Origin of the sequence: Sphaerisporangium album, assembly GCF_003323745.1 — a bacterium.
In the GTDB taxonomy this organism is placed as follows: Bacteria; Actinomycetota; Actinomycetes; order Streptosporangiales; family Streptosporangiaceae; genus Sphaerisporangium; species Sphaerisporangium album.
The window spans coordinates 50,761-61,739 of sequence record NZ_QOIL01000011.1 but is presented as its reverse complement, the minus strand read 5'-3'; the positions used below and the strand labels follow the sequence as shown (position 1 = coordinate 61,739).

General features: G+C 71.2%; 11 protein-coding genes. 3 read left to right on the top strand and 8 right to left on the bottom strand.

The window, feature by feature from the left end; all coding sequences use genetic code 11:
* Window positions 1-309: 309 nt before the first annotated feature.
* On the bottom strand, window positions 310-1,530 hold the full coding sequence (locus DQ384_RS20130) for an ABC transporter ATP-binding protein (protein WP_114030407.1): 1,221 nt from the start codon (window positions 1,528-1,530) through the stop codon (window positions 310-312).
* Window positions 1,531-1,697: 167 nt separating this feature from the next.
* Here DQ384_RS20130 and DQ384_RS20125 point away from each other — a divergent pair, with 167 nt between their 5' ends.
* Window positions 1,698-2,696: a LacI family DNA-binding transcriptional regulator gene (locus tag DQ384_RS20125; RefSeq protein ID WP_245966630.1), complete on the top strand. Its 999-nt coding sequence runs from the start codon at window positions 1,698-1,700 to the stop codon at window positions 2,694-2,696.
* On the opposite strand, the gene DQ384_RS20120 is transcribed toward DQ384_RS20125, so the two are convergent.
* Entirely contained in the window at window positions 2,693-3,193 is a 501-nt protein-coding gene (locus DQ384_RS20120) for a glutathione peroxidase (protein WP_114030405.1), read from the bottom strand. The two genes, DQ384_RS20125 and DQ384_RS20120, sit on opposite strands and share 4 nt — an antisense overlap.
* A gap of 413 nt (window positions 3,194-3,606) precedes the next feature.
* On the opposite strand from DQ384_RS20120, the gene DQ384_RS44205 reads away from it, so the two are divergent.
* On the top strand, window positions 3,607-4,803 hold the full coding sequence (locus DQ384_RS44205) for an aggregation-promoting factor C-terminal-like domain-containing protein (protein ID WP_181871301.1): 1,197 nt from the start codon (window positions 3,607-3,609) through the stop codon (window positions 4,801-4,803).
* Window positions 4,804-4,856: 53 nt separating this feature from the next.
* On the opposite strand, the gene DQ384_RS20110 is transcribed toward DQ384_RS44205, so the two are convergent.
* Window positions 4,857-5,588, bottom strand: a complete 732-nt coding sequence (locus DQ384_RS20110; RefSeq protein ID WP_114030404.1) for a TetR/AcrR family transcriptional regulator — start codon at window positions 5,586-5,588, stop codon at window positions 4,857-4,859.
* Window positions 5,589-5,677: 89 nt separating this feature from the next.
* Here DQ384_RS20110 and DQ384_RS20105 point away from each other — a divergent pair, with 89 nt between their 5' ends.
* Window positions 5,678-6,793, top strand: a complete 1,116-nt coding sequence (locus tag DQ384_RS20105) for a ferritin-like domain-containing protein (protein ID WP_114030403.1) — start codon at window positions 5,678-5,680, stop codon at window positions 6,791-6,793.
* Between the two features lie 63 nt (window positions 6,794-6,856).
* Here DQ384_RS20105 and DQ384_RS20100 read toward each other — a convergent pair whose 3' ends face one another.
* From DQ384_RS20100 to DQ384_RS20080, 5 genes are all read right to left on the bottom strand, one after another.
* Window positions 6,857-7,192 (bottom strand): DUF202 domain-containing protein, encoded by a 336-nt coding sequence (locus DQ384_RS20100; RefSeq protein ID WP_114030402.1) that lies wholly within the window; start codon window positions 7,190-7,192, stop codon window positions 6,857-6,859.
* 93 nt (window positions 7,193-7,285) lie between these two features.
* Window positions 7,286-7,627 (bottom strand): YidH family protein, encoded by a 342-nt coding sequence (locus DQ384_RS20095; RefSeq protein WP_114030401.1) that lies wholly within the window; start codon window positions 7,625-7,627, stop codon window positions 7,286-7,288.
* A gap of 58 nt (window positions 7,628-7,685) precedes the next feature.
* Complete coding sequence (locus DQ384_RS20090; protein WP_114030400.1) at window positions 7,686-8,051, bottom strand: hypothetical protein; 366 nt, start codon at window positions 8,049-8,051, stop codon at window positions 7,686-7,688.
* 24 nt (window positions 8,052-8,075) lie between these two features.
* Window positions 8,076-9,272 carry a Gfo/Idh/MocA family protein gene (locus tag DQ384_RS20085; RefSeq protein ID WP_114030399.1) on the bottom strand — a complete coding sequence of 399 codons (1,197 nt, stop codon included), beginning with the start codon at window positions 9,270-9,272 and terminating at the stop codon, window positions 8,076-8,078.
* A 63-nt stretch (window positions 9,273-9,335) separates the two neighbouring features.
* On the bottom strand, window positions 9,336-10,955 hold the full coding sequence (locus DQ384_RS20080; RefSeq protein ID WP_114030398.1) for a Na+/H+ antiporter: 1,620 nt from the start codon (window positions 10,953-10,955) through the stop codon (window positions 9,336-9,338).
* Window positions 10,956-10,979 lie beyond the last annotated feature (24 nt).

Below are 10,979 nucleotides of genomic sequence, written 5' to 3'. Positions count from 1 at the left end.
CCGTGAACGTAGGTATAGTGCGTTTCCCAGCCATTCAGGACTCTCCGATGGGCGCGGTTCCGGCTGCGGGAGACATCGCCCGTAAGCCGAGCGAGATGTCGACGCAACCGTTCTATGCACCAAAGCGGAAAGGCGGGCGTCCGGCGCACCGCTTTTGCGGAACCATCACACACCGTTCCGCCTACCTTGAACGCGAAAAGCCGTGAAACACGAAAAAGCCCCCGCCGTGGGAGGGGTGCACGGCGGGGGCTTCTCGCCCGGAAGGCTGGTTCGCCGGGGACGCGGCGCCCAGGGGCGCCGCGCGGGACCTCAGCGGCCGACGTTGGCGGGGTGGCCGATGGCCAGGCCGCTGTCGGTGTCGAAGAAGTGCAGGTTGTGGGTGTCGACCGCCAGCTCGATGTTCTGGCCGGGGCGGACGTGGCTGCGGGCGTTGACGCGGGCGGTCCACAGCGACTTGTCGCCGACCAGGGGCAGCGCGGCCTCTTCGTCGTCACCGGTGTCCTGGGCGGCGACGGTGTCCTTGTGCTCGACCGGCGGGGCGTCGATGAGGAACAGGACGTTGATCTCGCTGCCCAGCTCCTCGGTGACCTCGGCGCGGGTCGGGATGCGGGCCCAGCCGCCGGAGCTGCCGTTGGCGGCCACGGCGTCCTCGAAGTCGGAGGGGCGGATGCCGAGGATGAGCTTCTTGCCCAGGTACTGGTCCAGGCCGGGCTTCTCGGCGAACGTCGAGTCCGGCACCGGCAACTTGTAGCCGGCGAAGGCCACGGCGGCGCCGCCGTCGCTGCGCACGAGCTCGGCGTTGACGAAGTTCATGGACGGGGAGCCCATGAAGCCGGCGACGAACAGGTTGACCGGGCTGTCGAACAGGTTCTGCGGGGTGTCGACCTGCTGGAGGAGGCCGTCGCGCAGCACGCAGACGCGGTCGCCGAGGGTCATGGCCTCGACCTGGTCGTGCGTGACGTACACCGTGGTGACGCCGAGGCGCTCGTGCAGGGTGTTCAGTGAGGCGCGCATGGAGACGCGGAGCTTGGCGTCCAGGTTGGACAGCGGCTCGTCCATGAGGAACGCCTGCGGCTCGCGGACGATCGCGCGGCCCATCGCGACGCGCTGGCGCTGGCCACCGGACAGGGCGGCGGGCTTGCGCTTGAGGTACTGGTCGAGGCCGAGCATCTTGGCGGCCTCCTGAACGCGCTTGGCGATCTCGGCCTTGGGCATCTTGCGCAGCTTGAGGCCGAAGGCGAGGTTCTCCTCGACCGTCATGTGCGGGTACAGCGCGTAGTTCTGGAACACCATCGCGATGTCGCGGTCCTTCGGCGGCAGGTGGTTGACCACCCGGTCGCCGATGGAGATCTCGCCGCCGCTGATGTCCTCCAGACCGGCGATCATACGCAGCGCCGTGGACTTGCCACATCCCGACGGGCCGACGAGCACCATGAACTCGCCGTCCTTGATGTCCAGATTGAGGCCGTTAACAGCCTTCACCCCGCCGGCGTAGATCTTGTCGACGTTGCGCAGAACGATTGATGCCATGGCAGTCCTTCGTGCGTCCGGGTGCCCGCCGGATGTGGATACGTTTTCATGAATCTCATCTGAACCGGACATCTCTGTCAAGCCCCTGTGAAATATAACCTCTTCACACTCTTCGGATAGCGCCATGGCCTTGGCCGATCGGTGGAAATCATGATGGAATCGTTTCCATGAGGATGAGCGAGCAGCGGCGTACGACGATCAAGGATGTCGCCGAGGCGGCGGACGTCGGGGTCGCGACCGTCTCGCGCGTGCTGTCCGGCACCGGCTCGGCCAGCCCGGCCACCCGCGAGAGGGTGCTGGCCGCCGCCGCGCGGCTGGACTACCGGCCGAGCGCGCTCGGGCGCAACCTGCGCCGCCGGCGCACGGGGGGCATCGGCCTGCTCATCCCCGACATCACCGACAGCTTCTACGCCAGGCTGGCCGATGGCGTGCTCGCCTGCGCGCAGTCCGCCGGCGAGCCGGTGATGATCGGCACCACCGGCGACGACCCCGAGCGGGAGGCCGAGCTCATCGGCTCGCTGATCGAAGAGAGCGTGGAGCGCGTCATCGCGGTGCCGTCCGGCGACGGCGAGATGTGGGGGCCGGCGTTCCGCGCCGGTCTCGGCGTGGTCTTCGCCGAGCGGCCCGTGCGGGGACGCGAGGACGTCCCCGCCGTCGTGACCGACGACCGCTCGGGCGTGCGCACGGCGGTCGAGTACCTCGCCGCGCTCGGGCACCGCCGCGTCGCCTTCCTCGCGCGCCACGGCCAGGAGCAGCGCGTGCGCGCGTTCCGCGAGGCGATGGGCGCGCTCGGGCTGCCCGTGGACGAGGAGCTGATCGTGCGGGCGCGCGCGACCCGCGACTCGGCGTACGCGGCCGCCGCCGGCCTGCTGCACCACCGGTCCGACCTGACGGCGGTGCTGGCGGGCGGCAACCTGCTCGGCGAGGCCGCCGTCCTCGCCGCCCGTGAGCTCGACGTCCGCGTGCCGCGCGACGTGTCGCTGATCATGTTCGACGACGTTCCCTGGGCGGAGCTGTGCTGGCCGCCGCTCACGGTCATCGCCCAGCCCGCCCAGGACATGGGCTACCGCGCGGCCGAGCTCGTCCTGCGCCAGGGCCGTCGCACGCGCGGGGTCGTCCTGCCCACCGAGCTGATCGTCAGGGGCAGCTGCGGCCCGCGCCGTTAGCCGGCCGCCTTGCCGATGGTCTTCTCGATCAGCGCGGTCACGGCCGCGTCCTCGGGCTCGGTGCGGGGACGGAAGCGCGCGACCACCGTGCCCTCGCGGTCGATCAGGAACTTCTCGAAGTTCCACTGGACGTCGCCGGCCTCGCCGTCGGCGTCGGGGACCTCCACGAGCGAGGCGTACAGCGGGTGGCGCTGCTCGCCGTTGACCTCGATCTTCTCCAGCAGGGGGAAGTCGACGCCGTAGTTGGTGGCGCAGAACTCCTGGATCTCCTCCGCCGAGCCGGGCTCCTGGCCCGCGAACTGGTTGCAGGGCACGCCGACGACCGTGAACCCGAGGTCGCCGTACCGCTCCTGCAAGCGGACGAGACCGGTGTACTGCGGGGTGAGCCCGCACCTGGACGCGACGTTGACCACGAGGACGGCCTTGTCGCCGGCGAGCCGGCCAAGCGTTGTCGGAGCGTCGTCCAGCGTACGCACCGGAATATCACGAAGACTCATGAAGCCACCCTAATCAGGCGTCCGCCCCACGCGCGGCTCGCCGCGCGCGAAATCACTTCCTTCCCTGTTCAACGGGGTCCTCGCCGCCAAACCTTAACCCTGCGGCATTTCCGGACCACGCGGTGATCATCTCCCGCACGACGCGCGCCAACCAGGGGCCGCGAGACGGCAGAGATGTCCCACCTCGATGGCAAACAACCGTCCGTAGCGTGTCGCGGAACGCGGGCGCCGGGCGGACCACCTACTAGAAACCGCCGTAGAACACGTCGCGGCGCCTTCCGGGAGACATCTGTGTCTTCAACCGATTCCGGAAAGGCCACGCGGACGTCGCGGCGCCCGAGCCACGGGCGCGGGGACGGGAGACGGCCGCCTCGGCGGCCTCCTCCGCACGCGACCCGATGAATAGGACTGATTTGGACAGTAAACGCGCTATTCATGGCGCCGTCGCGGCCCTCATCGTCACCGCCGTCCTGAACGCGGCGGCAGGCGCGGCACAGGCCCTCACCAGGGCGGACACCACTGCCGACGCCGTCAAGGAGACGACGGGACCGACGGGCGCACTCGCGGCGGCGGCCCGCGCCGCCACCACAGTGCGGGCCGGAACGCAGGCCGAAGCGCCGGCCGACGCGCAGGCCATCGTCACGGCGCCGGCCGCCGTGACGCCGGGCACCACCACCACACGGCCCGCGGAGGCGGTGAGCGCCGTCACCACGGCCCCCGTCACCTCCGCCCAGGCCGGCCAGGCCTACACGGCCGGCACCACGTACCCGGTCCATCCGGTGTACGCCGCCTACTCGGCGTACGTGGCCCCGATGACCCAGGGGGCCCGAGCGGGCCAGACCACCGGCACGACGGGCACGATCGGCGCGGTCGAGAGCGCGGCCATCGCGGCGACCGCGCCGACCGCAGCGGAGCCGGCAGAAGCGCCCGCGGCAGTACCCGCGGTTCCCGCGGCAGCGCCCGAGAGCGTCCCCGCGGCCCACCCGGCCTGGACGCCCGTCCGGCCGGTCTGGACGCGGGCGGGCGCGGTGAGGCTCCCGTCCAGCCCGGCCCGGCCGCCGGTCGCGCAGGCGGGGCTGAGGTCCAAGGCCGTCTCGAACGCCATGGCGTGGACGCCCGCCAAGGCGCGGGCGGCGAAGAAGGCAGCGGCGGGCAAGGCCGCGGTGAAGGCCACAGCGAAGGCCCCAGTCAAGGCCCCAGTGAAGGCCGCGGTCGCGAGGAAGGCGTTGCCCTACCGGGTGCACAGCCGCCTCTGGACGACCTCGGCCCGCCCGGCCGTGCGGGCGGCGTGGGCGCCCAAGACGCCCAAGGGCAGGAACAAGGCGATCGCCTATCGCCTGGTCACCAAGCGAGCCTGGCCGGTGACCCAGTTCCACTGTCTCGACAGCCTGTGGACCAGGGAGAGCAACTGGAACCACAAGGCGCAGAACCCGTCGTCCGGGGCCTACGGCATCCCGCAGGCGCTGCCGGGCGACAAGATGGTCGGCGTCGGTCACGACTGGCGCGTCAATCCGGCCACCCAGATCCGATGGGGGCTGAAGTACATCCGGGGCCGCTACGGCTCGCCCTGCGGCGCGTGGGGCCACTTCCAGTCGCACAACTGGTACTGAGGCCGCGCGTGGGAGTGCCCAGGGGAAGGACGCACTCCGGGCGCCCGGGGGGATCACCCCCGGGCGCTTCCGTTTCCCCCGCTCCCGGCGACCGCCGCGTCCCCCCGGCCCTTGACGCCGCCGCCCGCGCCCGCCTCGCCCGCCGCCCGGGCCTCCTTGACCTCCTGGAGGCGTACGACCGCGGCCCGGATCAGCATGTCGAGCCCGTATTCGAACGCCTCCTCGTGGTCGCACTCCCCCAGCAGCGACGCGAGGCCGTGCACCTCCGGGAACAGCGCGGGGTCGGCGTGCGGCGTGTGGTCCTGGCCGGGCACGGGGGCGAAGGTCGGCGTGACCCCGACCTCCCGCAGCAGCGAGCCGATGATGTAGGCGATGAACGTGCGCAGCATGCGCACGGCGTCCTCGCCGTCGAACCCCGCCTGGCGCAGCGTCGCGAGCGCGTGCTCGACGGGCAGCAGCCCGGCCGGTGACCTGAGCTGGCGGCTGACCACGACCATGGTCGAGCGCGGGTAGTGGTGGGCGATCTGCCGGAACGCCCTCGCCTGGACGCGGACCCGCGCGGTCCACTCGGCCGAGGGGTCGTCGGTGAACTCGATCCGCGAGTAGACGCTCTCGGCCACCGCGTCGAGCAGGGCGGCCTTGTTGGGTACATGGTTGTAGAGGGACATGACGCCCACCCCGAGATCGGCCGCGATGCGCCGCATGGAGATCGCGTCGGCGCCCTCCCGCTCGATCAGATCGATGGCGGCGGCGACGATGCGGGCTCGGGTGAGAGGTGTGGGCATGAGCTGATCGTCTCCTCGCATTGACGTACGTACAGCGTACGTGTCAGTCTCCACGTATACGTACGGTGTACGTCCCCTCTGGAGGACCCGTGTCGACCCACGAGATCTACACCATCCCCGCCGAGCTTTCGACCTGGGATGTGACGATGGCCGGCTCTTCCCGGTTCACCTGGGAGTACGACGAGGGCCGCGACCGCATGCTCGCCCTGTACCAGAAGGGCAAGGACAAGCAGTGGGACTCGGTCAAACGCATCGACTGGGGCCTCGAGGTCGACCCGTACGACGTGCTCGGCATCCCCGACCAGTCCATCGCGATCTACGACACGCCGCTGTGGCACAAGATGGACGAGGCCACGCGCAAGGAGGTCAGGCGGCACGGCGCGTCCTGGCAGTTCTCGCAGTTCCTCCACGGCGAGCAGGGCGCGATGATCTGCTCGGCCCGCATCGTCGAGTCCGTCCCCGACCTGGACTCGAAGTTCTACGCCGCCACGCAGACGATGGACGAGGCCCGGCACGCCGAGACCTACGCCCGCTTCCTGCAGGAGAAGGTCGGCATCGCCTACCCGATCAACAAGTACCTCAAGGCGCTGCTCGACGACACACTCGGCGACTCGCGCTGGGACATGCCCTACCTCGGCATGCAGGTGCTGATCGAGGGCCTGGCCCTCGCCGCGTTCGGCGTGATGCGCGACATCACCACCAAGCCGCTGCCCAAGCAGATCCTCGCGTACGTCATGCAGGACGAGGCCCGGCACGTCGCCTTCGGCCGGATGGCCCTGCGCGACTACTACAAGCAGCTGTCCGACGCCGAGCTGCGCGAGCGCGAGGACTTCGTCATCGAGGGCTGCTATCTCATGCGCGACCGGCTGCGCGGCGTCGAGCAGTGGGAGAACCTCGGCCTCTCGCCCGCGGAGGTCAAGGACGCGATGAAGGCCGTGGACGAGTCGCAGTACCTGCGGCTGTTCCGGTCCCTGCTGTTCAGCCGCATCGTGCCGTGCGTCAAGGACATCGGCCTGTGGAGCGAGCGCCTGCAGAAGGCGTACGCCGACATGGGGGTGCTGGACATGGCCGGGCAGAACCTCGACGCGCTGATGAGACAGGACGAGGAGATCGCCGAGAAGCTCGACGTCGAGCGGTTCGCCGCCGAGGAGGCCGAGCGTCAGGAGGAGGTCGCCGCGACGATCGAGCTCGGGGCCACGACCTGACGCCGCCCGGCGGCTCCGCCGCACACCCTCGGGTGCGCACCCGGCCCGCGGGGGGGCGCGGGCTCAGGACGTGAGCACGAAGGCGACCGCGCCCGCCGCCACGGCGAGCGCGCCGAACCAGGCGAGGAGCGCGTCCGCCTGGTCGTCCAGGGAAAGGCCGTCGCGCAGCGCCCGGTGCACTCGGCGGTGGCGCACGCCGGTCCGCGCGAGTAGGATCGCGCCGCACAACGCGGCGAGGACGAACGGGATCGCGGCGCCGCCGTGCCCGAGGTGACGCCCGGCGGCGCCCGCCGCGACGAGCCCGCCGGCGGCCAGCGCCGCGGCCGTGCGGATCCACGCCAGGAGGGTGCGCTCGCCGTGCAGGCCGGGGCTCTCCTCCCGCCGGCCCGGCCCCGTCACCGCCTCACCTGGGGGCTCCGATGTCGCCGGCTCTCATCCGGTCTCACCCCGTCTCATCCGGTCTCACCCCGTCTCATCCGCTCTCATCCGCTCTCATCCGGCGACGACGATGAGGACGAGCGCGAGCAGGGCCACCGCCGCGACCCCGTAGCCGAACACGGGGGCCAGCGCGAGCCCGGGCAGCGGTGCCTGGTGCCGTAGCGCCCGCTGGACGTTGCGCCAGCGCGGGTAGGCCAGCACGGCCGCGACCGCGGCGAGCACCACCAGCACGACGGCGAGCGCCGTGCGCATCCAGGGGACGAAGATGCCCCTCGGCACCGCCGCCATCGCCACGCCGCCTGCGCTGAGCGCGAGCGAGGTGCTGAGCCACGTCAGAAACGTGCGCTCGTTGGCGAGCGTGAACCGGGGGTCCGGCTCCCTTCCTTCGACGTCCATGGAAATGAGATTAATTCACGCCCATTTCCGCTAGTGATGTCGGGTTTTCAGGTCGGAATCAGGTGCATTCCTCGGCGATGGTGCGCACCGTCCGCGCGGTGTCCGTGGTCACCTTCTGCGCCGCGGCCGCCGCCTCCTCGGGGTTGTCGATGTTCAGCTTCTTGAGGCTGTCCGCCAGGCTCTGCAGGGCCTCGTTGAGCGTGGTGTTCCCCGCCGTGCCGGCGACGTCCTCCAGCTTCGCGGCCCCGTCCTTCAGGGCCTTCTCCATCGCTGCGGGATCGCCGGCCACCTCGGTGACCTTCGCCCCCATGTCGGCGAGGGCCTTGTTGGCCTCGATGCAGGCCTGGGCCTTGTCGACGGTGCTGCATCCGGTCAGGACGGTGAATCCGATTGCCGCGGCCGCGGCCAGGGGGAGGCTTCGCATACCAACGACCCTATCCAAATTCGCTCAGGACTGGCCGTTCCCGAAATACTCCACCAGCTCCGCCGGCAAGGGCGGCACGTCCAGCGGCACCGAGCCGTTGCGCAGCGACTCGGTGGCGAGCAGACCGGCGGCGACGCTGTCCCTGGCCGCCACCGGGGAGGTGTCCGTGCGGCCGCCCGTCCGCGCGAACCGGACGAACTCGTCGACCAGCTCCTGGTCGGCCCCGCCGTGCCCGCCCTCCCCCGTGACGACCGGCACGGTCAGGTCGCCCTCGGGGTCGTAGGCGCGGCGGCCCGCGTTCCAGACGCGCACGACGCTGCCCGCGCCGAGGTCGCCGAAGTTTTCCAGGCGGCCCTCGGCGCCGATGACGGTGTAGTTGCGCCAGTAGTCCGGGGTGTAATGGCATTGCTGGTAGCTGGCGTACACGCCGTTCTCCAGCCGCATGTGCATCATCGACAGGTCCTCGACGTCCACCACGGGGTTGAGGCCCTTCTGCGCCAGCGGGGGCCAGTTGCGCGCGGGGTCGTACCAGTCCTCCGGCAGCTCCGGCGTGCGGTCGGCGATGCCTCCGTAGAGGGTGAGGCCGCCCATGCCGGTGACCCGCGTCGTCCGCGACCCCGCCAGCCAGTGGATCACGTCGATGTCGTGGGCGCCCTTCTGCAGCAGCAGCCCGCCGGTGTTGCGCCGGTCGGCGTGCCAGTCCTTGAAGTAGTAGTCACCGCCGTCGCCGACGAAGTGACGGCACCACACGGCCTTCACCTCACCGATCGCCCCCTCGGTGATCAGCCTCCGCATGACGCGCACCACCGGCATGTGGCGCATGTTGTGGCCGACGTAGAGCCGGACGCGCCGCTCCTGGGCGGTGCGCAGGATCAGCTCGCAGTCGGCGAGGGTGGTCGCGAGCGGCTTCTCGACGAAGGTCGCCTTGCCCGCCGCCAGGGAGCGCACGGCGAGCCCGGCGTGGGTGTGGTCGGGCGTGAGGATGAGCACCGCGTCGACGTCCGGGCCCAGCAGCTCGGCGAACTCGCCGGTCATGCGGGCCTCGGGGCCGATCTCGCGGCGGGCGGCCTCCAGCGCCGCCGGGGAGGTGTCGCAGACGGCGACGACCCGGCTGCCGCGCCCCGGCCGGTGCGCCTCGACGGCCACCGACCGGCGCAGGCCGAAGCCGGCCACGCCGATCCGCAGATCCGCTCCTTCGAAGCCTTCCACGTCCTGCGTCATCACGCCTCCTGCCTGTTTATGCCGCTTTATAGGCACAAACAGGCAGATTATGGCAGACGACCGCTACTCGCGCGCCAGGGTCGCCTCTTCGTAGTCCAGCTCGCGGGTCACCCGGCGCAGCACCTCGTCGTCGATGCGCCGCTCGTCGCGCATGCGCACCAGCACCGAGCGCTCGGCCTCCAGCATGGCCCGCCGCAGCCTGCGGTACAGCGCGCTCGGCGTCTCCTCACCGTCAGGGCCGGTGCCGCCGCCGAGCCGCTCCCACGCGCCCATCGCGCGGCGCTCGGCCAGCGTGCGCAGTCGGTCGACCACCTCGGTGTGCGTCTCCAGCACGCCGTCCTGCGTCAGCTCGTCCAGCCGCGCCAGCGCCGCCCCGGCCGCCGCCTGCTGCGCCGCCGCCTCCGAAAGGTTGTCGCGGTAGGTTTCGCCCTCGCTGGTGACGCGCAGCCGCCGGATAAGCCACGGGAACGACAGGCCCTGCACCAGCAGCGTGCCGGTGACGACGACGAAGGTCAGGAAAAGGATCAGGTCGCGGCCGGGGAAGTCGGCCGCCAGCGTGAACGCGGCCGCCAGCGACACCACGCCCCGCATCCCGGCCCAGCCGATCACCATGATGTGCGAGGCGGGCGGCCGTTCCTCCCGCTCGCGGATCTTGCTGGAGAGCACGCGCGGCAGGTGGGTGCCGGCGAACACCCAGACGACGCGGGCGACGATCGCCGCGGCGAACACGACCGCCGCGTACCCGGCGACCCGCCACGGGTCCTGCCCGGCGAGCCCCTGCAGGATCAGCGGGAGCTGCAGGCCGATGAGCAGGAAGACCACGATCTCCAGCAGGAAGTCGAGCACCTTCCACACCGAGTACGACACCACCCGGGTGCCGTACGTCGTGCGGTTCATCCGGTGGCCGAGGTAGACCCCCACCACCACGACGGACAGCACCCCCGACGCGTGCACGGCCTCGGCCGCGAGATAGGAGGCGAAGGGGATCAGCAGCGAGACGGCGTTCGTGATCAGCGGGTCGCGCACCTGGTTCATCAGCCAGCCGAAGGCGAGCGCCAGCACCAGACCGATGGCCAGCCCCGCCCCGGCCGCGTACAGGAGCTGGCCCGCCGCGCTGAGCAGGGTCACGCCCACGCCGCCGGTGACGACGCCCAGCCCTCCGGCCGCGGCCACCGCGACGCGGAAGGCCGTCAGCGCGGTGGCGTCGTTGAACAGGCTCTCGCCCACCAGGATGGTGATGATCTTGCGCGGCAGGCCCAGCCTGCGGGCCACCGCGACCGCCGCCACCGCGTCCGGCGGCGCCACGATCGCGCCCAGCGCGAAGGCCGCCGCCAGGGGCAGGCCCGGCACCATGGCGTACGTCAGCAGGCCGATCACCGCCGCGCTGAACAGCACGAGCCCGACCGACAACAGCGCGACCGGGCGGCGCACGTCGCGCAGGCGCAGGTAGGAGCTGTCCAGAGCGGCCGAGTAGAGCAACGGCGGCAGGAAGACGAAGAGCACGATCTCGGGGTCGAGCTCGTACTCGGGCATGCCGGGGACCCGCGCCGCGATCAGCCCGATCACCAGCCCGGCGAGCACGAGCAGCAGGGGCACCGACCAGCCCCGCCAACGGGCGAAGCCCGCGACCGCCACCGCACACGCCGGGAGCAGCACGAGCTGGAGGACCGTCGTTACATCCATGATCCGAAGGATATGTGGGAATCA

Bases quoted from the DNA above. Each gene is read 5' to 3' on its own strand.
- DQ384_RS20080 (WP_114030398.1), bottom strand. From the start codon at position 10,955: ATGGATGTAACGACGGTCCTCCAGCTCGTGCTGCTCCCGGCGTGTGCG.
- DQ384_RS20120 (WP_114030405.1), bottom strand. From the start codon at position 3,193: ATGAGTCTTCGTGATATTCCGGTGCGTACGCTGGACGACGCTCCGACA.
- DQ384_RS20095 (WP_114030401.1), bottom strand. From the start codon at position 7,627: ATGGACGTCGAAGGAAGGGAGCCGGACCCCCGGTTCACGCTCGCCAAC.
- DQ384_RS20125 (WP_245966630.1), top strand. From the start codon at position 1,698: ATGAGGATGAGCGAGCAGCGGCGTACGACGATCAAGGATGTCGCCGAG.
- DQ384_RS20090 (WP_114030400.1), bottom strand. From the start codon at position 8,051: ATGCGAAGCCTCCCCCTGGCCGCGGCCGCGGCAATCGGATTCACCGTC.
- DQ384_RS20130 (WP_114030407.1), bottom strand. From the start codon at position 1,530: ATGGCATCAATCGTTCTGCGCAACGTCGACAAGATCTACGCCGGCGGG.
- DQ384_RS20085 (WP_114030399.1), bottom strand. From the start codon at position 9,272: ATGACGCAGGACGTGGAAGGCTTCGAAGGAGCGGATCTGCGGATCGGC.
- DQ384_RS20110 (WP_114030404.1), bottom strand. From the start codon at position 5,588: ATGCCCACACCTCTCACCCGAGCCCGCATCGTCGCCGCCGCCATCGAT.